The organism is Comamonadaceae bacterium OTU4NAUVB1 (assembly GCA_024372625.1).
Lineage (GTDB): Bacteria > Pseudomonadota > Gammaproteobacteria > Burkholderiales > Burkholderiaceae_C > Variovorax.
On record CP099604.1, the window covers coordinates 232,959 to 256,543 of the forward strand.

The window sequence follows — 23,585 nt, forward strand, 5'->3', positions numbered from 1 at the left end:
AAGGAGACGGCGCGTTCGGACACGGCGCCGGCCGTTTCGGGGACAGGGTTCGGATTCACACCTCCATGATCGACGAGCGCGATGCCGGTTCCAGACCTCCTCCATCGGCATTTCACGGGCCGCACCCGGATGAAAAGCCGCCAGCCCGCTCCGGCGACCACGCCCTACGAGTTCAAGCCGCACGAGCGCGCGGCGATGCCGGGCTCGCCGGCCACGCCGGAGCACCCGACCGGCCGGCGCGTCGCCTACTTCCTCGTCGCCGTCCTGGTCGGGCTGACCGGGGGTTTCGGCAACGCGCTGATCGCGGCCAACCTGGTCAACGTCCAGGGCACGCTCGGGCTCTACACCGACCAGGCGGCGTGGCTGTCCACCGCCTACCTGATGACCAACATCTGCATGAACATGCTGCTGATCAAGTTCCGCCAGCAGTTCGGGCTGAACCTGTTCATCCGCATCTTCCTGGGCACGCACGTGCTGCTGACGCTGGGCCACCTGTTCGTGCACAGCTTCGCGAGCGCCATCGCGGTGCGCGCGGCCAGCGGGGTGTCCGCCGGGGTGCTGAGTTCGCTGTCGCTGTTCTATTTCATCCAGGCGCTGCCGGCGCGCTGGCGCATGAAGGCGATCGTGCTGGGCGTGGGCGTGCCGCAGCTGGCCACGCCCCTGGCGCGGCTGTTCTCGTCGGACCTGCTGGAGTTCGGCGGCTGGCGCTCGCTCTACCACTTCGAGCTCGGCCTGGCGGTGCTGTCGCTGGCGGCGGTGGCGCTGTTTCGGCTGCCGCCGAGCGAGCGCATCAAGGTCTTCGAGAAGCTCGACCTGGTCACCTTCGCGCTGTTCGCGCCCGGCATGGCGCTGCTGTGCGCGGTGCTGGGCCAGGGCCGCATCCTCTGGTGGACCGAGGTGCCCTGGCTGGGCTGGGCGCTGTGCGGCGCCATCGCGCTGCTGTCGGTGGCGATGGTGATCGAGCACAACCGGGCCAATCCGCTGCTCAACACCCGCTGGCTGGGCAGCGGCGACATCGTGCGCTTCGCGCTGGTCGCCACGCTGATGCGGCTGCTGCTGTCGGAGCAGAGCTTCGGCGTGGTCGGCCTGCTGACCACGCTGGGCGTGGGCAACGACCAGCTGGTGGGCCTGTTCGCCTGGGTCACGCTGGCGACGGTGGCCGGCATCGCCGTCAGCGCCTTCACCATCGACCCCCAGAAGCTGGGCACGCCCATCGTGGTGGCACTGGCCTGCATCGCGGTGGGCAGCTTCCTCGACACGCGCGCCACCAGCCTGTACCGGCCGCAGAACTTCGTCGTCAGCCAGTCGCTCCTGGGCTTCGCGGCCGCCCTGTTCGTGGGGCCGGCGCTGCTGTTCGGACTGACGCAGGCGCTGAAGAAGGGGCCGTCGCACTTGGTGAGCTTCTCGGCGCTGTTCGGCATCACGCAGAGCCTGGGCGGGCTGGCCGGCGGCGCGCTGCTGGGCACCTTCCAGGTGATGCGCGAGAAATTCCATTCGCACGAGTTGGTGCAGTCGATCACCCTGACCGACCCTCTGGTGGCCGCGCGCGTGCAGGCCGGCGCCGGCGCCTACGGCCGCGTGCTCGGCGATGCGGCTTTGCGGCAGGCCGAGGGCGGTGCATCGTTGTCCCAGCTCGTCACGCGCGAGGCCAACGTGCTGGCCTTCAACGACGTCTTCCTGGTCGTGGGCGTGTTCGCCTGCGTCGCGGTGCTGTGGGTGGACTTCCTGGTGGTGCGCGGCCGCCGCCGTGCCGCCGCCGCCGTACCCGCCACCCCACCGGCCACCCCACCGGCCATGGCGCCCGCTTCCGCCGTCCCCGCCACTTCGCCATCCCGCTAGCGCCATCGATTCCCATGCCCGATCCCCGCCATCCCCCCACCCCCGCGACGCCCGCGACGCCTGCGGCCGTCCCGCCGACGCCCGCACCCACTCGCCGCCTGGAAGACCCGGTGGAGAGCGCCACGGACCGCGCGGCCGACCTGCGCGAGCCGGCCGGCACCGACACCGCCGCCCCCGTCGCACCCGCCACGTCCCCCGCCGCGCCGCCGCCCTCCGCCGTCGCCGCGCCGCCCGCGGCGACCCCCGCCGCGCCGACCGGCTGGGCGCCGCCGCGCCATGGCTGGATCGGCACCACCGTGACGCTGGTGGTCGCCCTGCTGGGCATCGCGGTGGTGCTCTACGCCTGGCAGCTGCCGCCCTTCACCAGCGCCGTGGAGAGCACCGACAACGCCTACGTGCGCGGCCGGACCACCCTGGTCAGCCCGCAGACCAGCGGCTACGTCGCGCAGGTGCCGGTGCAGGATTTCCAGCGCGTGCGCGCCGGCGACGTGCTCGCGCGCATCGACGACCGCATCTACCGCCAGCGGGTCGAGCAGGCCCGCGCCACGCTGGCCGGCCAGGAAGCGAGCCTCGCCAACTCGGCCCAGACGCGGCGCTCGCGCGAGGCGACGGTGGCGTCGCAGCAGGCCGGCATCGCCAACGCGCGGGCCCAGCTGGCGCGCGCGCAGGCCGACATGGAGCGGGTCGACGTGCTGGTGGCCGAAGGCTCGGTCTCGCTGCGCGAGCGCGACCAGACGCGCGCCGTGCTGCGCCAGGCCCAGGCCGCCGTCGAGCAGGCCCGCGCCGCGGCCGAGATCGCGCGGCAGGACGTGCGCTCGGTCGGCGTCAACCGCGCCGGCCTGGAGGCCGCCGTCGAGAGCGCGCGCGCCGCCCTGGCGCTGGCGGAGATCGACCTGGCCAACACCGTGATCCGGGCGCCGGACGACGGCCGGCTCAGCGAGGTCGGCGTGCGCGCCGGGCAGTACGTGACCGCCGGCACCCAGCTGATGTTCCTGGTGCCCGACCGGCTGTGGATCATCGCCAACTACAAGGAGGCGCAGACCGCCGCCATGGCGCCGGGCCAGCCGGTGCGCTTCCGCGTCGACGCGCTGGACGGCAAGGCGCTGCTCACCGGTCGCGTCGAGCGGCTCGCGCCGGCCGCCGGCTCGGAATTCGCGGTGCTCAAGCCCGACAACGCCACCGGCAACTTCGTCAAGGTCGCCCAGCGCATCGCCGTGCGCATCGCCATCGACCCGGACCAGCCGGGCGTCGAGCGCCTGCGGCCGGGGATGTCGGTGGAGACGCGGGTCGACACCACGGCGCCGGCCGGGACGGGCCGTGGCGAGCCGGGCCCGACCGCCGGCGCAGGGGCCGCACCGGATGCCGGAGTGCCCACGGGGGCGGACGCGGGCACGGGCACGGACGTGGGCCCCGGAGCACGCCGATGAGCGGCCATCACGCGCGCGGACGTTCCCCGGCGGCCCTGCCGGCGTGCCTGGCCGCGCTGCTGCTGGTGTCCGCCTGCGCCGCGCCGCCCGCGCCGGCCGTGCCCGACGCCGCGACCGTGGCGCCGCCGCCCGCCTGGCGCACGCCGGCGGACGTCGCCGGCCCGCCGATCGATCCGCGGTGGTGGCGCGCCTTCGGCGACGACACCCTCGCGCGGCTGGTCGACCAGGCGCTGGCGCGCAACACCGACATCGCCACGGCCGTCGCCCGGCTGGCCGAGGCCCGCGCGCAGGCGGCGCTCGCGCGGGCCCAGCTCGCGCCCTCGCTGGACCTGGGCGCGTCGGCCAGCCGCACCCGCAGCCTGAGCGCCGTCACCGGCCAGCCGGTGACATCGACCTCGGCCCAGCCGCAGCTCCAACTGGCGTACGAGGTGGACCTGTTCGGCCGCCTGGCCGACCTGAGCGAGGCCTCGCGCGCCGCCTTCCTGGCCAGCGCCACCGCGCGCGACGCCACGGCGCTGAGCGTCGCAGCCGCCACGGCCGGCGGCTACCTCACGCTGCGCGGCCTCGACGCCCGACTGGAGGTCGCCCGGGAGACGCTCGCCGCCCGCACCGAGGCGCTGCGCCTGGCGCGCTCGCGCGCCGAGGCCGGCTACACCTCGCAGCTGGAACTGCGCCAGGCCCAGGTCGAACAGGAATCCGCCGTGCAGCTGGTGCCGCAGCTGCGGCTCGCCATCGCGCGGCAGGAGAACGCGCTGGCCCTGCTGCTGGGCGAGGCGCCCGGCGACGTCCCGCGTGGCGCGCCCCTGCTGGCGATGCGCCTGCCGCCCGTGCCCGCCGGCCTGCCGGCCGACGTGCTGCGCCGCCGCCCCGACATCGCGCAGGCCGAGTACGCGCTGGCCGCCACCGACGCCACCCTGTCGGCCACCCGCAAGCAGTTCCTGCCCGCCGTGCGACTGACCGGCAGCACCGGCGTGCTCCTGTTGAATTCGCTGTCCGACCCGACGACGCTGTGGACGCTGGGCGGCAGCGTGCTGGCGCCGTTGTTCTCCGGCGGGCGGCTGCGGGCCCAGGCCGAGGTGGCCGTCGCGCGGCGCGACCAGGCGGCCTTCGCCTACCGCCGCACCACGCTCACCGCCTTTCGCGAGGTCGAGGACGCGCTGGCGGGAGTCGCCCGGCTGGCCGAACAGGGCGCGAGCCTGGAGCGGCAACGCGCGCTGCTGAGCGACACGCTGCGGCTGGCGACCAGCCGGTACCGGGCGGGGTACGCGACGTACCTGGAACAGCTCGACGCGCAGCGGGGGCTGCTGGGGGCCGAGTTGTCGCTGCTGCAGGCGCGGGCGGACCTGCTGAACGCGGCGGTGTCGCTCTACCAGGCGATGGGCGGTGGGTGGGACGCCGGCGGTGGGTGACGGCCGTCGACGTGCCGCCGGCCGTCCGTCGGGGGACCGGCCGGAGGACCGGTCAGAGGGCCGGCCGGAGGTCGCGCACGGCGCTCGCCGATTCGAGCGATGAAGCGGCGTGCAGCAGCGTCGCCTCGCCCCCCCAGGTCGATGCCAGCTGCACGCCGATGGGCATGCCGTCGCGGCTCGTCCCGAACCGCATCGACAGGCCCGGCAGACCGGTCAGGTTGAGCGGCACGGTCGAACCCTGAAGGTAGGTCGCGTCCACCGTCTGGCCGTCGATGACGAAACGGGTGGTGCCGTGCGGCTGGGCGGGGATCGGCTGGACGGGCGTCAGCAGCACGTCGTGGCGCGAGAAGAAGTCCGCGAAGCCGTCCCTCAGCCGCTCTGCCGCCTGTTCGGCCTCGATGTAGTCCTTCATCGACGTGTCGGGCGTGGCGAGCATGGTCCTGGCCATCCGGTAGATCTCGTCGTCGCTCCGGCCCGCCGTGGCCTCCGCGAAGGCCGGCTTCATCTCCATCACGTGGAGGCGATTGAAGACGTCGAGCGCGAAGTCCCGTTCGAGCGCGGGTATGCGCACCGCCTCCACGACGCAGCCGATGCCCTGCAACGCATCAGCCGCGGCCTTCACGGTCGCGGCGACTTCCGGGTCGATCGGCCCGAAGCCCGGCCCCACCAGCCAACCCACGCGCAGCGGGCGGGCCAGCGGACGGTCGATGCGCCCGTCGAACGCGCCCACGCTCGAGGAAAACCCATCCGCCCCGTCCGGTCCGGCCAGGAGCGAATAGGCCAGCGCCACGTCGCGCACGCTGCGCGCCATGGGTCCGACATGCCAGAAACGACGGGGCGCACGCGGCCAGATCCCCGTCATGGGCACCCGGCCGTGGGTCGCCTTCAGCGACGTGATGCCGGTCTGGGCGGCCGGTCCGCGCACGGAGATCGCCAGGTCGGTGCCCAGGCCCAGCGGCGACATGCCCGCCGCGATGGCCGCCGATTCGCCGCCGCTCGACCCGCCGGGCGTGCGCGCCAGGTTCCAGGGATTGCGGGTCAGGCCGGACAGCAGGTTGTCGCTCTCGATCCAGTAGGAGAACTCGGGCAGGTTCGTCTTCGCAAGCAGGATCCCGCCGGCGCGCTTCAGGCGCGCGACGCTCGTGGCATCCGATTCCGGGGTCCGTCCCTTGAAGATGGGCGAGCCACGATGCGTCGGCACCCCCGCGGTGTCGATCGAATCCTTCACGGTGAACGGCACCCCGTGCAGCGGCCCGAGTTCGGCGCCGGCCAGAACGGCGGCCTCCGCGATCCTGGCGGCCGCCCGTGCGTCGCCGGCGACGGTGACGATCGCATTGACTCGGGGATCGACGGCGTCGATGCGGTCGAGGTGGGCCTGCACGACCTCGACCGGCGAGACCTCCCGGCGACGGATGAGTTCGGCCAGCCGGGTGGCGTCGCAATGAATGAGGTCGGATGGCATGGAATTCCTTCTATCTATCAGTTGGTAGACATCGGATGCTAAAGGCCTGATTGATGCTGGTCAACAACTATCTATCAATTGATAGACGATGTCCTGCGGATTAGAATCGGCCGATCCGTCCGTCGTCCGACACGGAGCACCGACACAGCGAGGCATCGACGTGAGCCTGAATTCGAGGGAAGCCATCCTGGCCGCCGCCCAGCGGACCGCGCAGGTGCGCGGGTACGGCGGTCTGAACTTTCGCGATCTCGCGCACGAGGTCGGCATCAAGAGTTCGAGCGTCCACTACCACTTTCCGAGCAAGGCCGACCTGGGGGCCGCGGTGGCGAAGCGGTACTGGGAGGACACGGCCGCGCGGCTCGACGCCCTGGCCGCCGGGACCCCGGACCCGTGGGTCTGCCTGCGCGACTACCCGGGCATCTTCCGCATGTCGCTCGAAAACGGGAACCGGCTGTGCCTGTGCAGCTTCATGGCCGCCGAGTACGACGACCTGCCGGACGCCGTCAAGAAGGAAGTCCAGACCTTCGCCGATGTCAACGTGGCTTGGCTCCGGAAGGTCCTGATCGCCGCGGGCGTCGCGAATGCCGAGGCGGGCGAACTGCGCGCCCGCGCCATCTTCGCGGCCATCGCCGGCGCGCAGCTCATCGCCCGCAGCCGTGGCGACATCACGCTTTTCGACGCGATGATCGAGAGCTACCGCGTCTCGGGGTTGTTCGGGCTTTCCCCGGAGCGTTCCGACCGGGTGGCCCCGGCGTAGCCCGAGCCTTCCTGCGCGACGCGGGCAACCCTGTGCGCGGGGTGGAGTCGACGGGTCCGAGGACGGCTCCTCGGCATCGGCGATGGCGCGCGTGCCATGGCGTTCAGATCGACCACGGCGCGATCCCCGCGCCCATGTCGTCCAGCACCTCCACGATCAGCGCCTCGTGGTCCTGGAGCGGATCCGGCCCGCCGAGGGCGATCACGTCCGAGGCATCGAGCCGATCGCCGAAGAGCAGGATCACCTGACGGCTGTTGTCCCGCCGGGACATCCACCGCAGTCCCTGGGCCCTGGGCACGTGCCGCCAGATGTGGAGACCCCATTCGCGCGTCCGCGGGTAGTCGGGCATCCCGCCGTCGAAGAGGTCGGAAGGCACCAGCCCCGCCGCCTGAAGTCCGTGCGTGGTCATGTTGACGAGGTCCAGTTCCGCCACCCGGATGCTGCTCAGGTGAAGCGACTGGTCGTAGTCCCGCTGGATGTCGTGCAAGTAGCCCGTTGAAGGCGTCGGCACGTCGTGCAGCACGATCTCGGCGATCGCGCCGCGCGGGTCGTCGGCCGCGTAGAGGGTGGGGATCGGTCGGTTCGTGACGGGATCGACGAGCGGGCTGAAGCGGGCGTTGCCACGACCGGACGCGTTGAAGGCATCGGGCGCGTAGCGCCCGGTGGCCGCGTCGAAGGGATGCACGCGAAACCACACCCCGGCAGGGAGTTTCTTGGTGACGAACGGCGCGGGTGGTGGCGGATACGGACGCTCGGCGCTAGCCATGCACCGGCCCCACCCGGTGCTCCCGCGCGGCAGCGACGACGGCGTCCGGGTCCGTCCCGATGACCTCGCGCGGGCGTCGACCGCCCAGGAATGCGTTGGTCGACTCGAACCAGGCGGCGATCCGGAAGGCTTCGTAACCCTTGAGGATCTCCAGCACCTTCCTGACCGCCGGCAAGGGTTGCAGGGACGCGTCGAAGACATAGGCGGGGTAGATCTTGCGGCCACCGTGGTCGATGCCGAACACGGCGCCGGACTCCCGCCAGCGGCTGATCGTCCCGTGGGGATTGGCAGCACCCGGCGCCCGGCGCGCTCCGATCTCCGCGGCCGTGCTCCATTCGACGCCCTGCAGCACCCGCTCGATGGCGCGCCGCTCCAGGTCGATGCGGGTGGGCGCCGGGCGCCGGACCTCCACCTGATCGACCAGTTCCTGGACGGAATCACGCTCCATCCGGTTGACGATCTCGCGCACCTTCACCTGCAGGGCCAACGGGTCCAGGCCATGGCCGCCGTCCGGTTCCGCCGCGTCATCGGAGGCCTTGCCGAACTCGCTGAAGATGATGCGGGTCGCTTCGCGCATGCCATCGATCCTTCCAAGGATGACACGCAGGGTGTCGTCGTGGTCTTTCAGGGCAGGGCGTCCCATCACGTCTCCATGAGAAAAGAGAGACCATTTTACGTCTCATGATCCTCGCAGGCAAGGCGCCTCGAACGAGCGGGACCATGCACGTGCTTCGACATTCCCGGCATCGGTGCAGGGCGGCCCCCCAGAGCGCGCCGACTTGCCCGCGCGGCCAACACCTACAAGACCCGGTGTCCGTCGCATCAGATTGATTCGGCAGTCAGGACAAGGAGAGCGCATGACCACGACCCCCAGTCAAGCCCCGCCGTCTTCCGCCTTCGCCGGTCGCCTCCACGAGGTGCGATGCGCACTGCCCATCGACCGCGAACCCGCCGACCTCCACCACCTGTGGCTGCAGCCCGAGACGCAGCGCACGGTGATGGCGCGCATCGCCGAGGTCACCGTCGCGGCCGACCGATGGCACTGGAAAGCGCACGCGAAATGGATCGGCGACATCGAATGGGACTCGCGGGTCGTCGCCGACGAACCCGGCCGGCGCATCGCCTGGCGATCGCTGGACGGGGCCGCGCTGCCCAACGAGGGCGAGCTGTCGTTCGCGCCGGGGCGACCGGGCTGGGGCACGGAGGCCCGGCTTGCCTGGCGCTTCGATCCGCCCGGCGGCCCGCTGGGCGATCTGGTCGTGCGCTTCGCGGACGCCCCGCACGCCATCGGCGCACTGATCCTGCGCCGCTTCAAGAGCCTGGCGGAGACCGGGGAGGTCCCCACGCTCGCGCACAACCCCACCACCCGGGACGACCCGGATCCCCTTGGAGCGTTCGCATGAGAGCCATCTGCTGGAACGGCGTGAACAAGCTCGCGGTCGAGACCGTTCCCGACCCCATCCTCGTGAATCCCGGGGACGCGATCCTCAAGGTGCGGCTGAGCACCACCTGTGGTTCGGACCTGCACTTCATCGACGGCTACATCCCGACCATGAAGGAAGGCGACGTGATCGGCCACGAGTTCATGGGCGAGATCGTCGAGGTCGGCACCGGCGTGCGCAAGCTGCGCCAGGGCGACCGCGTGGTCGTGCCCTCGTTCATCGGGTGCAACCACTGCTGGTACTGCGCCCATCAGCTCTGGTCGCTGTGCGACAACACCAACCCGCATCCGTACCTGCAGGAGCCGCTGCTGGGCTATCCGACGGGGGGCATCTACGGCTACACCCACGCCTTCGGCGGCTACGCGGGCTCGCACGCGCAGTACATGCGCCTGGTGCACGCGGACGCCAACTGCTTCCACGTGCCCGAGGGCGTGTCGGACGCGCAGGCGCTGTTCCTGTCGGACGCCGGACCCACCGGCTTCATGGGCGCGGACTTCTGCGGCATCGAGCCCGGCGACACCGTCGCCGTGTGGGGCTGCGGGGGCGTTGGGCTGATGGCGCAGAAGAGCGCCTTCCTGCTGGGCGCGGGGCGCGTGATCGGGATCGACCGCTTTCCCGAACGCCTGCGCATGGCGCGCGAACAGGTGGGCTCCGAAACCCTCGACTACACCGCCACCGACGTGGCCTACGCCCTGAAGGACATGACCGGCGGCCGGGGCCCCGACGCCTGCATCGACGCCGTCGGCATGGAGGCGCACGGCGAAGGCCTGGCGCACGCGTACGACCGCGTCAAGCAGGCGCTGCACCTGGAGACCGACCGCGGCGACGCCCTGCGCCAAGCCATCCTCTGCTGCCGCAAGGGCGGCACGCTGTCCATCCTGGGCGTCTACGGAATGATGGACAAGTTCCCGATCGGCACGATCATGAACAAGGGCCTGACCGTGCGCACCGCGCAGCAGCACGGGCAGCGCTACCTGCCGCGGCTCCTGGAACACGCGCAACGCGGCGAGCTGGACCCGTCCTTCCTGGCGACGCACCGCTTCTCGCTGGAGGACGGTCCGCGCGCCTACGAGATGTTCAAGAACAAGGAAGACGGCCTGGTGCGCGCGGTCTTCGAACCCTGAGCGGCAGTGCCGGCGGCACGACGCGACCGTGGAATCGACACCGGAACGGAGAAGGTCATGGAAATCATGCATCGGCTGGATGGGAAACGCGTGGCGGTGCTGGCCGCGGACGGCTTCGAGAAGGTCGAGCTGACGGTGCCGGTCACCGCCCTGCGCGCGGCCGGGGCGGAGGTCGAGATCGTCTCGCTGCGCGCGGGCCGCATCCGGGGTGTGAACTTCCACGAGCCGGCCGGCCGCGTGAAGGTGGACCGCACGCTCGACGAAGCCGTCCCGGGCGACTACGACGCCCTGCTGATCCCCGGCGGCTTCATCAACCCCGACCTGCTGCGCCAGTCGGCGCTCGCGCGCGAGTTCGTGCGCGACTTCGACGCCTCGGGCCGGCCCCTCGCGACCCTGTGCCACGGGCCGTGGCTGCTGGCGTCCGCCGGGCTGACGGGGGGACGGCGCATGACCTCGTGGCCGGGCGTGCGCGACGACATGGTCAACGCGGGCGCGACCTGGCTGGACGAGACGGTGGTGCAGGACGGCAACTGGCTCACCAGCCGCGGCCCGCAGGACATCGTGGCGTTCGTCAGCGCGCTGGTGCCGTTCTTCGCCGGGACCGCGCCGGCGCCGGCGCTGCCGGTGCGCGACGACGCCGCCTCGTCGCCCCAGCGCGCGGCGCCGCCGGCGCTGGTGCTGACGGTCATGAAGTGGCTGCCGCGGCCGTCGTTGCGGACCGTGGGGTTGCTCGCCGGCCTCGGCCTGTTCCTCGCGCTGCGCAGGCCGGCATCGCGACCGCTCAGGCGGACTGCTCGAACACCAGCCGGCCGGCCGCGAGGTCCTCGAGGGCCGTTCCGACCGACTTGAAGACCGTGCGGCGCGCGCGGTCCGCCTCGGGCGCCCCGGCCGGCATCCGCACCAGATCCGCGAGCGTCCCCCGCACGTCGCCCGCCGCGAACACGCCCCGCGCCATCGGCCCCAGCAGGTCCCCGCTCTTGTGCAGCGCCTCTGTCGTGTCGATCCACCGGTCCACGTCGCCGGCGAAGCAGGCGTCGTCCGCCTCGCGCATCGCCGGGTTGAAGCCGCCGATCAGGTCGAGGTGCGACGCCGCGCGCAGCCATGCGCCCTGGATCAGCGGCTCGGTGGCGAGTGTCGCGGTGCTCACGACGTCCGCCGCCGCCACGGCCGCCGCCAGGTCGCCCGCCACCCGCGCCTCGAAGCCGTCGCCGCGCAGGTCCTCCACCAGCGCCCGCGCGGCCGCCGTGTCGCGGGCCCAGACCGTCACCCGCTCCAGGCCGGGCCGCACCACGCGGTAGGCCGCCGGCAGCAGCCGCGCCACGCGCCCGGCCCCGACCACCAGCAGGTGCCGCGCGGCCGCCGGCGCCAGGTACGACGCCGCCAGCGCCGAGGCCGCGGCGGTGCGGCGCGAGGTGATCTCGTTGCCGTCCATCGAGGCCAGCGGCACGCCGGTGCGGGCGTCGCACAGCAGGTAGGTCGAATGCAGGCCGGGCAACCCCCGGCCGGCGTTGCCGGAAAAGATGCCGACCGTCTTGATGCCCAGGTACGCGCCGGGTTGCCACGCCGGCATCAGGAGCAGCGTGCCGACGGCCGTTCCTTCGGCGTCGGCGATCGCGTGCGTGTGACGCTGCGGCACCTCGCAACCGCGCTCGAACATCGCGCGCAGCGCGGGCACGAGCCGCTCGAACGGCAGGGCCGCGCGGGTGGCGGCGGCGTCGACGATGCGCATGGCCGGACGCCCGCTCAGGCGCCCGTCCGCCTGTCCTGGGCGTCCTGGGCGTCCTGGGCGTCCTGGGCGTCCTGGGCGTCCTGGGCGTCCGCCGCCTGCTTGCCCTCCAGCAGCTTCACCAGCGCCCACAGCGTCCGGTTGACCGGCGTCGGGATGCCCAGGGCCTCGCCGCGCCGCACGATCAGGCCGTTGAGATGGTCGATCTCCGTGCGCTTGCCGCGCGCGAGGTCCTGCGCGGTGGAGGAGTACTGCCCGGGCATGCCGGTCACCAGCGCCGCGACGGCCGCGTGGGCGTCGTGCGCCAGGCGCACGCCGTCGGCCGCCGCCACGGCCAGCACCTCGTCGACCACGTCGCGCATCACGTCCTTCACGCCCTCGCCCGGCACCACCCGGCCGTAGGGCAGCTGCGCGATGGCCGACAGGGCGTTGTAGGCGCAGTTCAGGATCAGCTTGAGCCACAGCGCGCCGCGCACGTTGTCCGAGACCTGCGTCGGGATGCCGGCGGCGACCAGCGCGGCGGCCACCGCGTCGCTCGCGCGCGAGGGCTCGATCACCAGCTCGCCGCGTCCGTGGTGGCGGACGTGGCCGGGGCCGGCCATCTCGGTGGCGACGTAGACCACGGCGGCGGCGACCTGCGCCGGCGGCAGCACGGTGCGCAGGCGCTCGGCGTTGTCCACGCCGTTCTGCAGGCACAGTACCAGCGCGTCCGGGCGCAGGTGCGAGCGGATGGCCTCGCCGGTCGATTCGGTGTCGCCCGACTTGACGCTGAACAGCACCAGGTCGGCGCCCGCGACCGCCTCGGGGCCGGTGGCGGCGTCCGCCTTCACGTGCGTGTCGAAGGCGCGGGTCTCGATGCGCAGGCCGGACGCCCGGATCGCCTCGACGTGCGAGGCCCGCCCGATCAGCACGACGTCGTGGCCGGCGCGGGCCAGCAGCCCGCCGAAGTAGCAGCCGACGGCGCCGGCGCCCATTACGGCGACACGCAGGGAAGTGGAAGCAGCGGTCATGGCGGGGTTCGGGAAGGTGAGGGGTCGCGGGACACGCCGAGCGCGGCGTCGGCGGGCGGAGCCGGAATTATGGGCGGCGTCCCGGCCCGTCCGCCAGCGCGCGATGACGCCATGGAGTCATCCGGTCGCGGCGTCGTCGCCCGACAATCCGGCGCCCGGATCGCTTCATCGACACCAGAAAAAGGAAACACCATGCAGAGACGCAACTTCCTAACGCACGCCGGGGTCGGCGGCGCCGTCGCCGCCGTCGCGGCACCCGCCCTCGCCCAGACCGGCACCCCGGAGATCCGCTGGCGCATCGCGTCGAGCTACCCGAAGTCCCTGACCTCCATCTACGCGGCCATGGAGACGGCGACCAGGCGCGTCGGCGAACTCACCGGCGGCCGCTTCCGGATCTCGCTGCACGCCGCCGGCGAACTGGTGCCGGCGCTGGGCGTGTTCGACGCGGTGGAGACCGGCACCGTCGAGGCCGGCCACAGCGCGAGCTACTTCTACATCGGCAAGGACCCGGCCTTCGGCTTCCACACGGCGCTGCCCTTCGGGCTGAACCTGCGCGGCCAGAACGCCTGGCTCTACCAGGGCGGCGGCCAGGCCCTGATCGACCAGTTCCTGGAGCGCTACGGCGTCTTCGCCCTGCCCGTGGGCAACACCGGCGCGCAGATGGCCGGCTGGTTCCGCAAGGAGATCAAGAGCGCGGCCGACCTGCAGGGCCTGAAGTTCCGCGTCGGCGGACTCGCCGGGATGGTGCTGTCCAGGCTGGGCGTGGTCACCCAGCAGATCGCCGCCGGCGACATCTACCCCGCGCTGGAGAAGGGCGTCATCGACGCGGCCGAGTTCGTCGGCCCGCTGGACGACGAGAAGCTCGGGCTGAGCAAGGTCGCCAAGTACTACTACTACCCCGGCTGGTGGGAGGGCTCGGCCACGCTGTCGCTGTTCGTCAACCAGAAGGCCTGGGCGACGCTGCCGCCGTCCTACCAAGCGGCGCTGAAGGTGTCGGCGGCCGAGGCCAACCAGTGGCTGACGGCCAAGTACGACGCCGAGAACCCGCAGGCGCTGCGCCGGCTGGTGGGCGCCGGCGCGCAGCTGCGCGCCTTCCCCAAGGACGTGACGCAGGCCTCGTTCAAGGCCGCCACGGAGCTGTACGAGGAGTTGTCGGCCAAGAGCCCGGCGTTCCGGACCATCTTCCAGGAGTGGTCCAAGTTCCGCGCCGAGCAGGTGGTCTGGCAGCAGTTCTGCGACCTGCCCTTCGACAACCTGATGGCGTCCCTGGTGCGCCCGCCCAAGGCTTCGTGATGCCGGCGCTCGACCGCGCGCTGTCCGGGGCGCTCTCCATCGCCGACCTGCGCGCCCTGGCGCGGCGCCGGCTGCCGCGCTTCGTCTTCGAGTTCATCGAAGGCGGCGCCGAGGACGAGGTCACCCTGGCGCGCAACCGCGCGGGCTTCGAGGCCATCGGCCTGCTGCCGCGCGTGCTGGTCGACGTCTCCGGGCCCTCGCTGGCCACGCCGATCCTGGGCGCGCCCAGCGCGGCGCCGATGGTGGTCTCGCCGATGGGATCGTGCGCGCTCGGCTGGCCCGACGCCGACGTGGCGATCGCGCGGGCGGCGGCGGCCCACGGCATCCCCTACACCCTGTCGACCATGGCGACCACCTCGCTGGAGACGCTGGCGCGCCGGGTGCCGGGCCGGCTGTGGTTCCAGCTCTACGTGCTGCGCGACCGGGCCCTGACCGCGTCGCTGGTCGACCGCGCGGACGCGGCCGGCTACGAGGCGCTGGTGGTCACCGTGGACCTGCCCACCGGCGGCAAGCGCGAGCGCGACCTGCGCAACGGCATCACGGTGCCGCTGCGGTTGGGTCCGGCGCAGCTGCTGCAGATGCTGGCGCGGCCCGCCTGGACGCTGCGGACGCTGCGCCAGGGATCGCCGCGCTACGAGAACGTGCGCGACCTCGCCCCCGCCGATGGCGAGGCCGGCCTGACGATCGCGGCCAAGGTCGGGCAGATGCTCGACGCCGCCTTCACCTGGGACGACCTGGCCCGCCTGCGCGACCGCTGGCCGCGCCGGCTGGTCGTCAAGGGCGTCCAGCACCCAGAGGACGCGGACCGGCTGGCCGCGATGGGCGTCGACTGCGTCTGGGTGTCCAACCACGGCGGACGCCAGCTCGACGGCGCGGCGGCGGCCGTCGACGCGCTGCCCGCCGTCGCGCGGGCCGTGCGCGGCCGCGCCGAGGTCATGATCGATTCGGGCATCCGCCGGGGGGTCGACGTGGTCAAGGCGCTGGCCCTGGGCGCCGACTTCGTCGCCTTCGGCCGGCCGGCGCTGTTCGGCGCCTGCGCGGGCGGGGAACGCGGCGCGCACCGCGCGATGGCGATCCTGGTCGAGGAGACCGGGCGCGCCATGAAGCTCTGCGGCATGCCCGGCACGGCGGCCATCGACGCCGCGCTCCTCGGACCGCGCGCGGCCGGCTGAGACGCCGCAGTCACTTGCGCCAGAACGACGGCGTCAGCAGCGCGATGAAGCTCAGCAGCTCCAGCCGTCCCAGGATCATCGCGAAAGTGCAGACCCAGATCTGGAAGCCGGTCAGGCCGCTGAAGTTGCCCGCCGGCCCGACGGTGCCGAGCCCCGGGCCGGTGCAGTTGATGCTGGCGAGGACAGCGCTGAAGGCGGTCACCGGGTCGAGGTCGCTCAGCACCAGCAGCATGCTCAGCGAGATGGCCGTCACGCCGTAGACCAGCATGAAGGCCAGCACCGAGAAGATCACCCGATGGTCGACCACCAGGCTGCCCAGCGTCACCGGCTCGACCGCGCGCGGGTGAACCAGGCGCGTGATCTCGCGCCGGGCCTGCTTCAGCAGGATCAGCACGCGCACCATCTTGATGCCGCAGCCGGCCGAGCCCGCGCTGGTCGCCACGCCCGACAGCAGCAGCATGAACAGCGGTGCGAAGACCGGCCAGGCGAGGTAGTCGACGGTGGCGAAACCGGTCGTGCTGCCCACCGAGACGGCGTGGAACATCCCGTGGCGCAGCGCCTGCGCCGGACCGTAGACGCCCTTGGTCCACAGCACCGCCGCCACCACCAGCCCACCGCCGACGAGCGCGGCCAGCGTGGCGCGCAGCTCGGGATCGCGCCAGAAGCCGCGCCAGTGGCCCTTGCGCAGGGCCACGAAGTACAGCGCGAAGTTGCAGCTCGCCGCCAGCATGAAGACCACCGCGACGCCTTCCAGGAACGGCGAGGCGAAGTGCGCGAAGCTCGCGTCGTGCGAGGACAGCCCGCCCAGGCTGACGGTGGTGAACATGTGCATCAGCGCGTCCATGGCCGTCATGCCGCCGGCCCAGTACGCGGCGAAGCACAGGGCGGAGAACGCCGCGTAGATGCCCCAGAGTCCCTTGGCGGTCTCCTTCACGCGCGGCGTGAGGCGGCTGTCCTTGATGGGGCCGGCCACCTCGGCCTTGAAGAGCTGGCTGCCGCCCACGCCCAGCAGCGGCAGGATCGCCACCGCCAGCACCAGGATGCCCATGCCGCCGATCCACTGCAGGAAGGTGCGCCAGACGTTGATCGACACGGGCAGCGCGTCGAGCCGGGCCAGCACCGTCGCGCCCGTGGTGGTGAGGCCCGAGACCGCCTCGAAGTAGGCGTTGGTGAAGTCGATCGGCCGCCCGACCGCCGCGAGCGCCCACATCAGGGGCAGCGTCGCGAACAGCGGCATCAGCACCCACGTGAACGACGCGAGGAAGATGCCGTGGCGCGGCTGCAGTTCCCGCTTGTAGCGTCGCAGGCCCAGCCACAGCCCGACGCCGCAGGCGAACGCCACGGCGGCCGAGCCGGCCCACACGTGGGCCAGGCCGTCGGCGTGCGCCCAGGACACCAGCCACGGCACGGACAGGCCCAGCGAGAAGAAGGTCAGCAGCGCGCCGAGCACGCGCAGGACGGGCAGGAAGTCGCTCATGGGCTCAGAAGAAGGTCGCGCCGACGCGGAACAGCTTCTCCACCTCGCGCACCTGGGCCCGGCGCGGCACGAACACCACGACGTGGTCGCCAGGCGCGAGGACGGTGTCGCCGCGCGCGATGACGACGTGCGCCGGCGTCGGCGGCGGCCCGCCGCGCGGCGCGGCGTCCTCGCCCGCGGCCGGCAGCCCGCGCATCACCAGGCCGACCTGCGCGCCCTCGGGCAGCGCGAGGTCGCAGATGCGCCGGCCGACCACGCGCGACGTCCGGCGGTCGCCGCGCACCACGATCTCCAGCGCCTCGGCCACGCCCCTGCGCAGGCTGTGCACCGCCTGCACGTCGCCCTGGCGCACGTGGGCCAGCAGTTCGCCCAGCATCGTCTGCGCGGGCGACAGGGCGATGTCGATCTGCGTGCCGTGCATCAGCTCGGCGTAGCTGCGCCGGTTGATCAGCGCCAGCACGCGCCGCGCGCCCAGCCGCTTGGCCAGCAGGCTGGCCAGGATGTTGTCCTCGTCGTCGCTGGTCAGCGAGAGGAACAGGTCGATGTGCTCGATGCCCTCGTCCTCCAGCAGGTCCTCGTCGGTGCCGTCGCCGTGCAGCACCATCACGCCGCCGGGCAGTTCGGAGGCGAGCCGCACGCAGCGCGCGTGGTCGCGCTCGAGCACCTTGATCTGGTAGCGCCGGCCGCTCTCCATCAGCTGGCGCGCCAGCCGCAGCCCGACGCGGCCGCCGCCCGCGATCATGATGCGCGTGACCTCCCGCCGAGCGGCGGGCTCGTCGCGGTGCAGCGCCGAGAGCACCACGCCCAGGTGCTCGCGCGCCGACAGCACGAACACCTCGTCGCCCGCCTCGATCAGCGTCGCGCCGTCGCAGACGATGAAGCGGTCGGGCTCGTTGTCCAGGCGCCGGTAGATGGCGACGATGCGCATGTCGGCGTCCGGCACGCACTGGCGCAGCTCGGCGATGCTGTGGCGCACCAGCGGCGCGCCCGCCACCGCGCGCACCGACACCAGGCACGCCAGCCCGCCGGCGAACTCGCGCACCTGCAGCGCCTCGGGGTACTCGATGAGCTTGCCGATGTAGCGCGTGAGCGATTCCTCCGGACAGATCACGCGATCGACCGCGAAGCCTTCCTTGCCCAGCAGCGGACTGCCGTCCTTGTAGGCGTCCGAGCGGATGCGCGCGATGCGCATCGGGATGCCGAAGACCTGGTGGGCGACCTTGCAGCACACCAGGTTGGTCTCGTCCTGGGCGGCGCAGGCGATCAGCATGTCGGCATCGCGCGCGCCGGCGTCGGCCAGCACGTCGGGCTCGATGCCGCTGCCCACGACGCCGCGCAGTTCCAGGCGCTCCTCCAGCTGGCGCAGGCGCTGCGCGTCGGTGTCGATGACGGTGATGTCGTTGCGCTCGGACACCAGGGTGTCGGCCACGCTCTCACCGATACGGCCGGCCCCGAGGATGATGATTTTCACGTGAGGTAGGTCTCCGGCAGGCTTTATACGCCGCCCCGCCGACGAAGCTCGGCGCCGGATGCGGGAAAAAGTCACCCGGGCCGGCACCGCGCGGCGCGGCGCGGCGCGGCGAGATGGGCCATCTTGCATAATGCCGACCAATCCGCGCCGCCGGTCATTCCCGGCAGTCGTCGAGCGACGATGGCCGATCGGCCCGCTCCATCGAACCCCCATCGACGCGCATTCCCGGCATTTGGCATTCGAATCCGGATCGCCGATCCGCCAGGACGAAACCCATGAAAACACTGATCGCGCGCGTGCGCGCCCATCCCCGGTACGCCAAGCTGTTCGAGTGGGGCATGCTGATCTCGATCCTGGGTTCGACGCAGCTGATCATCCAGGCGCTGGGATTCGTGAGCGGCTTCCTGATCGTCCACATGCTCTCGACCGAGGAGTACGCCTACTACACGCTGGCCTACACCATGTTCGGCACGCTGGTCTCGCTGGCCGACGCCGGCGTCTCCAGCGGCGTCCTCGCGCACGCGGCCAAGGGCTGGCAGGACAAGAAGGTCGTCGGCGAGGCGCTGGTCACCGGCATCGGCCTGCGCCGTAAGTTCGCCCTCATCAGCCTGGGCGTGTCTTTCCCGATCCTGTTCGTGCTGCTCACCCGCCACGGCGCGGCCTGGCAGTTCTCGCTGCTGATCCTGCTGGCCCTGGGCCCGACGTTCTACGCCTCGCTCACCGAGGACCTGCTGGAGACGCCCTCCAAGCTGCACCAGGACATCATCTCCCTGCAGAAGAACCAGCTGTTCGCCAATGCCGGGCGCCTGGTGTTCCTGGCCGCGGGCCTGTTCGCGCTGCCGTGGGCGGCGATGGCCATCCTGGCCAACGGCCTGCCGCGCATCTGGGCCAACTTCCAGCTGAAGAAGATCGCCGCCAAGTTCACGGATTTCTCCGTGGCGCCCAAGCCGGAGATCAAGCAGGACATCCTGAACCTCATGAAGCGGGCCCTGCCCGGCACGATCTACTACTGCCTGTCGAGCCAGCTGTCGATCTGGCTCATCTCCATCTACGGCAACACCGAGTCGATCGCGCAGATCGGCGCGCTGGGACGGCTGGCGGCCATCCTGACGCTGGTGGGGGCGATGTTCTCCACCCTGGTCGTGCCGCGCTTCGCCCGGCAGCCCGAGCAGGCGTCGGCGCTGGTGCGCAGCTTCACGATCGTGATGGGCGTGCTGGCGGCGATCTGCGTCGTCGGCTCGGGCCTGGCCTATTTCTTCCCCGGCCAGCTGCTGCTGCTGCTGGGCAAGAACTACAGCGGGCTGAACGAGGAACTGTTCGTCAGCGTGCTGGGCAACTGCGTGGCCATGGTCGCGGGCGTCGTCTACGCGCTGCTGATCTCCCGGACCTGGATCCTGATGCCGGTCATCAGCATCACGGCGAGCATCCTGGTGCAGGTGCTGCTGATCGCGACCCTGGACCTGTCCAGCGCGAAGGGCGTGCTGGTCTATTCGCTGCTCAACGCGCTGTGGTCGCTGGTGATGTACATCGCCTACTTCTTCTACCGGATCGGCGTCATCCGGAAGGCCGAATCGGCCGGCGCCGCGTCCTGAACGCGGCACGCCCCGGTCCGGCCGGGGTCCGTCGGGGCGTCGCACGGACCGGACGCACCGGGCGGACCCGACGGCCCGGCGCCGCTCAGCGCAGCTTCCACCGCCACAGGACGTCGGGCGTGGCGAGCATGGCCAGCGTCACGATGCCCCGGGGCGAGAACCGGCGCTGCCAGCGCCAGTCGGGCGACAGGAAGCACTTCCACGCCAGGCCACGTTCGCCGGCGCGCAGGTAGCGCATCGTCGCGACCTCGGCGAAGAACAGCAGCAACTCCTTCTTCTCGGCCTCGCGCTCGGGCGGCACCTTCAGCTGGTGCGCGATCTCGTACATGTAGTGCAGGTTGGTGCCGCTGCCCGTGACGGAGGCCGCCTGCACGCGGTATTTCGAGATGTCCTCGGCGATGAAGCTGCCCAGCGCGCCGCTGTTGGCCATGCGCACCGCCATGCCCCAGTCGCCGACGTTGCCGTCGCGCGGGCCCCACATGAATTCGCGGTACGTGTCGGCCCGCATGAGCCAGCTGTTGGGCGGCAGGGAGTGGCGCAGGCACCATTCCCAGACCGGCCGGACGGCGCTCGGGCCGTCCTTGCCGTAGGTCTTGGTGTCGACGCGCGAGCGTTCCTCGTCGATCCGGCCGTCCTCGTCCATGACCAGGTTGCGGCCGAACCAGATCTTCACGGCCGGGTTGGTCTCCGCCTGGCAGGCCGCCGCCAGCCGGTCCAGGGCGTGCTCGCACAGGTGGTCGTCGTCGTGCAGCAGCAGCACGTACTCGTGGACGGCGCGCTTGCCCAGCGACAGCTGGTTCGGGTAGTTGCCCTTGGGGGGATCGTGCGCGAGGTAGCGCACCAGCGGGCTCAATCCGCTCGCCTCGATGACCGCCAGGTTCTCGGCCCGCCCGGCCGTCGGCGTGTCGTCGCCGATGACGATTTCACCGATGAGCGACCGGTTCTGCAGCGCCAGGCTCTCCAGCGCCTCCTTGAACTGGTGGGGTCGCCGGTACGTCGGCATGAGAATCGATATCTTCATAGAGCAGGTCGGATTAGGAGAATGGGGATGACGACCGCGGCCGCCGGCAGGGCCGCAATCCGGCACGACGCAGGCTCCGGAGGCGCCGCCGCGACGCCTGCGAGCGGCGGAGGGTGCTCGGGCACGCGCTTCAAGCAATCGCCGGGCCTGGATCGGCCCGATCATATCGAGGGCGCGTGTCCGGACGGCCTCGCCCGCCGGTGCCGCGCCGTGCGAAACGGCATTACGTCATGCGGCTCGTTCTTTCACGCCGCGCGACCTCGGGGCGTTTCAGTTGATGTTCGAACTGCTCAGATCGAACGGCTTGCCCGGCAGCCGGTAGAACCCCCCGCGCTCGAACGGCTTGCCACCCAGCAGCCGGCACGGCCTGGCCTCCGGACAGGGCGCGACGCTCTGCTTGGCCGTGTGCATGGTGATCGGGCCGTAGAGGAAGTTGTGCACGCCCTCGCCCTCGTAGTCGGCGACGGTCAGGACGTAGCTCTCGGTGCCGTGGTTGTCGGCGTCCTCGACCTTGAGCATGTCGCGGATCGACGGGTCCTGGAGCGTCAGGCGCACCGACGCAGCAGTCATCGCATTGTTGAACTCGATCAGCCGGGCCGTGTTGGTGCCGCGCGAACTCGCCCAGAAGAACTGCTCGGGCGACTTCTTGTCCTTGGCGTAGAGGAAGCTGCCCTTCCAGTCGGGGATCTCCTTCTTGAACGCGATGCTGGTCACGTTCTCGCCGATCTGGACGTCGAACAGCGGCTTGATGTCATCGGGCGATCCCACCTTCGCGGCGGTCTGGTCGAGGTAGCGCTCGCCCAGGTCGTAGACGCTGAGCTTGCCGTCGAGCCGGCCGATCAGAGCGCGGTGCGGCGCGTTGCGCGTCAGCTCCACCGCCGTGGGCGCCGACGGCAGGTCGATCACCTTGATCAGGCGGGGCCGCTGCGCCGGGGCCACGTCGAAGCTGTAGGGCCACTGGGTCGGCGCATCGCCGCGCGAGGCGATCAGCTGGTTCCAGTCGGCCTGGCCCTTGTTGAAGTACTGCTCGCGGTAGTACTGGAACAGCGGACGCAGGTCGATAAACGCGGCCTTCTTCTCGCTCTTGCTGACGACCGCGACCATGCCGGTCCGGGGGATCGCGGTCGTCCAGTCGCCGTCGTAGTAGCGCCGGCGGTTCTCCGCCGTCAGGAGGTGCGAATCCCAGAACGACTGGATGCGCTGGTAACCCCAGCCGCTCTTGACCTTCCCGGTCGTGATGGCGATCTCGGTGGGCGCCCGGATGCTGTCGGGCAGGTCGACGAAGCCGATCAGCTTGGCGCCGCTGTAGTTGCCCAGTCCCGGCAGTCCTGGGTATTCCTGGCGGTGGTTGCCCCAGTTGGCGCCCCATTCGGCTTCCGGCCGGCCCGCACAGCCCTGGCAGGCGTCGGACAGCGCGATGACGGCGATCCGGCCCCTGTATGCCGCTGTGTCCCACACCGGCATCACCGCGAACTCGCCGCTGTTGGAGATGGCGATGCCCAGTGGCGTCATGCCGTCGGGCAGGACCTTGCGGGCCATGAAGTTGTGCGAGGTGTTGCTGCCGTAGCCGAAGATCCAGCCGTCGCTCATCACGCCGATCGCGTTGGTGGTCCAGCCGCCGCGGCCGTAGCCGCGCGTGGACGCGACCGGGCGGTCGTTGAGCGGGACGGTGGCGAACGGCAGGCCGGGCTGCAGCCCGGCGTAGCGCGCCACGTTCTCGTCGGTGTCGGCGTTGTTCACGGCCGAGCCGCCATAGGTCGTCCAGCTCGGCTGCGGGGTCACCGACATGGTGTTGTGCCCCATGTTGAGCACCTCGATCGAAGCGAAGCCCGGATAGCGCTTGTTGTAGATGCCGCGCGCCACCGGGCGCACCGGGAGGAACGCCACGTTGGCGATCGTGGAGCTGTAGTCGTCGGGGGCGCCGAAGAGCCGGTCGCCGATGGAATACACCCCGCAGTAGCCGTCCACCGAGCAGCCGCGCTGCGCGATCACGCCGTCGGCCTGGCGCACCTTCGCGTCGTGGGCGAGCGAGGCGTAGCTGCGGGTCGGGCGCGGGCCGTCGTAGGCCGTGCCGGCGCGCGCCGACGCGCGGCCGTAGCGGTAGACGATGCCGGCCTGCGTGCCGATGGTGGCGGCGACGGCCCGGTAGCCTTCGGGGGTCGAGACGTCGAGCGCGACCTCGGGCTCGGGGATGGGTGCGAGTCGCGGCAGGGGCGCCGCCCGCAGCCCGGCTTCGTTCGAGACCTCGCAGGCCTTCGCGACGCCGTGGGCGGGGTCCTCGCCCGCGAAATGCTGGCTGTCGCACCACAGGTCGCCCGCGGGCAGCACCCGCACGGCGTGCCGACCCGCGACGCCGTAGCGCACGCGGGCGGGTTCGCTCAGCACGAAGCGCTCGCCCTCGCCGGCGATCCGGCGCCACGCGGGGTCGCCCGGGGGCGTGGACTTGTCCGCCGCACCGGGTGCGGCGGCGGCGACGGGGGCGGAGAGCGCGGTGGCCCACGCGATCGCGGCCCCGCAGAGCAGGTGTTTCATGGCTTGGTTCCAGCGCGGACGGGCCGGCGTCTTCGTCGTCGGCATGACGGGAATGACGCGTCTGA

19 protein-coding genes are annotated in these 23,585 nt (G+C 71.7%); 10 read left to right on the forward strand and 9 right to left on the reverse strand.

From position 1 onward, the window contains the following. Nucleotides 1–129: 129 nt before the first annotated feature. Genes NF681_03300 through NF681_03310 form a run of 3 tightly spaced genes read left to right on the forward strand, consistent with a single transcriptional unit; the run spans nt 130 to nt 4,675 of the window. Nucleotides 130–1,839 (forward strand): MFS transporter, encoded by a 1,710-nt coding sequence (locus tag NF681_03300; GenBank protein ID UST52701.1) that lies wholly within the window; start codon nt 130–132, stop codon nt 1,837–1,839. 14 nt (nt 1,840–1,853) lie between these two features. Continuing rightward, nucleotides 1,854–3,266 (forward strand): HlyD family secretion protein, encoded by a 1,413-nt coding sequence (locus tag NF681_03305; GenBank protein UST52702.1) that lies wholly within the window; start codon nt 1,854–1,856, stop codon nt 3,264–3,266. Continuing rightward, nucleotides 3,263–4,675 carry an efflux transporter outer membrane subunit gene (locus NF681_03310; GenBank protein UST52703.1) on the forward strand — a complete coding sequence of 471 codons (1,413 nt, stop codon included), beginning with the start codon at nt 3,263–3,265 and terminating at the stop codon, nt 4,673–4,675. The genes NF681_03305 and NF681_03310 overlap by 4 nt, the downstream gene beginning before the upstream one ends. Nucleotides 4,676–4,727: 52 nt before the next feature. Here NF681_03310 and NF681_03315 read toward each other — a convergent pair whose 3' ends face one another. Next, a complete protein-coding gene (locus NF681_03315) occupies nt 4,728–6,137 on the reverse strand; it encodes an amidase (protein ID UST52704.1) in 1,410 nt (469 codons plus the stop codon). A 160-nt stretch (nt 6,138–6,297) separates the two neighbouring features. Here NF681_03315 and NF681_03320 point away from each other — a divergent pair, with 160 nt between their 5' ends. Then, nucleotides 6,298–6,894, forward strand: a complete 597-nt coding sequence (locus NF681_03320) for a TetR/AcrR family transcriptional regulator (protein ID UST52705.1) — start codon at nt 6,298–6,300, stop codon at nt 6,892–6,894. A gap of 103 nt (nt 6,895–6,997) precedes the next feature. Here the strand turns inward: NF681_03320 and NF681_03325 are convergent, their stop codons facing one another. Continuing rightward, nucleotides 6,998–7,579, reverse strand: a complete 582-nt coding sequence (locus tag NF681_03325; GenBank protein UST52706.1) for an RES family NAD+ phosphorylase — start codon at nt 7,577–7,579, stop codon at nt 6,998–7,000. A gap of 73 nt (nt 7,580–7,652) precedes the next feature. Further along, the gene (locus NF681_03330) at nt 7,653–8,237 is read right to left on the reverse strand and encodes a hypothetical protein (protein UST52707.1); all 585 of its coding nucleotides are present in this window, start codon (nt 8,235–8,237) and stop codon (nt 7,653–7,655) included. A gap of 280 nt (nt 8,238–8,517) precedes the next feature. Here NF681_03330 and NF681_03335 point away from each other — a divergent pair, with 280 nt between their 5' ends. From NF681_03335 to NF681_03345, 3 genes are read left to right on the forward strand one after another with little or no spacing between them, the layout of a single operon-like run. After that, a complete protein-coding gene (locus NF681_03335) occupies nt 8,518–9,063 on the forward strand; it encodes an SRPBCC family protein (GenBank protein UST52708.1) in 546 nt (181 codons plus the stop codon). Further along, a complete protein-coding gene (locus NF681_03340) occupies nt 9,060–10,226 on the forward strand; it encodes a glutathione-dependent formaldehyde dehydrogenase (GenBank protein ID UST52709.1) in 1,167 nt (388 codons plus the stop codon). The genes NF681_03335 and NF681_03340 overlap by 4 nt, the downstream gene beginning before the upstream one ends. Nucleotides 10,227–10,283: 57 nt before the next feature. Further along, complete coding sequence (locus NF681_03345) at nt 10,284–11,075, forward strand: type 1 glutamine amidotransferase (GenBank protein UST52710.1); 792 nt, start codon at nt 10,284–10,286, stop codon at nt 11,073–11,075. Here the strand turns inward: NF681_03345 and NF681_03350 are convergent. Continuing rightward, nucleotides 11,008–11,955, reverse strand: a complete 948-nt coding sequence (locus tag NF681_03350) for an ornithine cyclodeaminase family protein (GenBank protein ID UST52711.1) — start codon at nt 11,953–11,955, stop codon at nt 11,008–11,010. The genes NF681_03345 and NF681_03350 overlap by 68 nt on opposite strands. A 14-nt stretch (nt 11,956–11,969) precedes the next feature. Continuing rightward, nucleotides 11,970–12,941, reverse strand: coding sequence for a ketopantoate reductase family protein (locus tag NF681_03355; protein UST52889.1), 972 nt, complete (start codon nt 12,939–12,941; stop codon nt 11,970–11,972). A gap of 213 nt (nt 12,942–13,154) precedes the next feature. Here NF681_03355 and dctP point away from each other — a divergent pair, with 213 nt between their 5' ends. Continuing rightward, the gene (gene dctP / locus NF681_03360; GenBank protein ID UST52712.1) at nt 13,155–14,255 is read left to right on the forward strand and encodes a TRAP transporter substrate-binding protein DctP; all 1,101 of its coding nucleotides are present in this window, start codon (nt 13,155–13,157) and stop codon (nt 14,253–14,255) included. After that, on the forward strand, nt 14,255–15,427 hold the full coding sequence (locus NF681_03365; GenBank protein ID UST52713.1) for an alpha-hydroxy-acid oxidizing protein: 1,173 nt from the start codon (nt 14,255–14,257) through the stop codon (nt 15,425–15,427). Before dctP ends, NF681_03365 begins: the two co-directional genes overlap by 1 nt. A 10-nt stretch (nt 15,428–15,437) precedes the next feature. On the opposite strand, the gene NF681_03370 is transcribed toward NF681_03365, so the two are convergent. Next, nucleotides 15,438–16,904 (reverse strand): TrkH family potassium uptake protein, encoded by a 1,467-nt coding sequence (locus NF681_03370; protein UST52714.1) that lies wholly within the window; start codon nt 16,902–16,904, stop codon nt 15,438–15,440. A 4-nt stretch (nt 16,905–16,908) separates the two neighbouring features. Continuing rightward, the gene (trkA, locus tag NF681_03375; protein ID UST52715.1) at nt 16,909–18,375 is read right to left on the reverse strand and encodes a Trk system potassium transporter TrkA; all 1,467 of its coding nucleotides are present in this window, start codon (nt 18,373–18,375) and stop codon (nt 16,909–16,911) included. Nucleotides 18,376–18,650: 275 nt separating this feature from the next. On the opposite strand from trkA, the gene NF681_03380 reads away from it, so the two are divergent. Beyond that, nucleotides 18,651–19,967, forward strand: a complete 1,317-nt coding sequence (locus tag NF681_03380) for a hypothetical protein (GenBank protein ID UST52716.1) — start codon at nt 18,651–18,653, stop codon at nt 19,965–19,967. Between the two features lie 85 nt (nt 19,968–20,052). Here NF681_03380 and NF681_03385 read toward each other — a convergent pair whose 3' ends face one another. Continuing rightward, complete coding sequence (locus NF681_03385; protein UST52717.1) at nt 20,053–20,988, reverse strand: glycosyltransferase; 936 nt, start codon at nt 20,986–20,988, stop codon at nt 20,053–20,055. A gap of 270 nt (nt 20,989–21,258) precedes the next feature. After that, nucleotides 21,259–23,520 carry a hypothetical protein gene (locus tag NF681_03390; protein ID UST52718.1) on the reverse strand — a complete coding sequence of 754 codons (2,262 nt, stop codon included), beginning with the start codon at nt 23,518–23,520 and terminating at the stop codon, nt 21,259–21,261. Nucleotides 23,521–23,585: the final 65 nt, after the last annotated feature.

What these genes read in the sequence shown, in the direction of transcription:
- NF681_03365 (UST52713.1), top strand. Translation starts at nt 14,255, where the DNA reads ATGCCGGCGCTCGACCGCGCGCTGTCCGGGGCGCTCTCCATCGCCGAC.
- NF681_03340 (UST52709.1), top strand. Translation starts at nt 9,060, where the DNA reads ATGAGAGCCATCTGCTGGAACGGCGTGAACAAGCTCGCGGTCGAGACC.
- NF681_03385 (UST52717.1), bottom strand. Translation starts at nt 20,988, where the DNA reads ATGAAGATATCGATTCTCATGCCGACGTACCGGCGACCCCACCAGTTC.
- NF681_03335 (UST52708.1), top strand. Translation starts at nt 8,518, where the DNA reads ATGACCACGACCCCCAGTCAAGCCCCGCCGTCTTCCGCCTTCGCCGGT.
- NF681_03345 (UST52710.1), top strand. Translation starts at nt 10,284, where the DNA reads ATGGAAATCATGCATCGGCTGGATGGGAAACGCGTGGCGGTGCTGGCC.
- NF681_03350 (UST52711.1), bottom strand. Translation starts at nt 11,955, where the DNA reads ATGCGCATCGTCGACGCCGCCGCCACCCGCGCGGCCCTGCCGTTCGAG.
- NF681_03315 (UST52704.1), bottom strand. Translation starts at nt 6,137, where the DNA reads ATGCCATCCGACCTCATTCATTGCGACGCCACCCGGCTGGCCGAACTC.
- NF681_03390 (UST52718.1), bottom strand. Translation starts at nt 23,520, where the DNA reads ATGAAACACCTGCTCTGCGGGGCCGCGATCGCGTGGGCCACCGCGCTC.
- NF681_03300 (UST52701.1), top strand. Translation starts at nt 130, where the DNA reads ATGAAAAGCCGCCAGCCCGCTCCGGCGACCACGCCCTACGAGTTCAAG.
- NF681_03310 (UST52703.1), top strand. Translation starts at nt 3,263, where the DNA reads ATGAGCGGCCATCACGCGCGCGGACGTTCCCCGGCGGCCCTGCCGGCG.
- NF681_03370 (UST52714.1), bottom strand. Translation starts at nt 16,904, where the DNA reads ATGAGCGACTTCCTGCCCGTCCTGCGCGTGCTCGGCGCGCTGCTGACC.
- dctP (UST52712.1), top strand. Translation starts at nt 13,155, where the DNA reads ATGCAGAGACGCAACTTCCTAACGCACGCCGGGGTCGGCGGCGCCGTC.
- NF681_03380 (UST52716.1), top strand. Translation starts at nt 18,651, where the DNA reads ATGAAAACACTGATCGCGCGCGTGCGCGCCCATCCCCGGTACGCCAAG.
- NF681_03330 (UST52707.1), bottom strand. Translation starts at nt 8,237, where the DNA reads ATGCGCGAAGCGACCCGCATCATCTTCAGCGAGTTCGGCAAGGCCTCC.
- NF681_03305 (UST52702.1), top strand. Translation starts at nt 1,854, where the DNA reads ATGCCCGATCCCCGCCATCCCCCCACCCCCGCGACGCCCGCGACGCCT.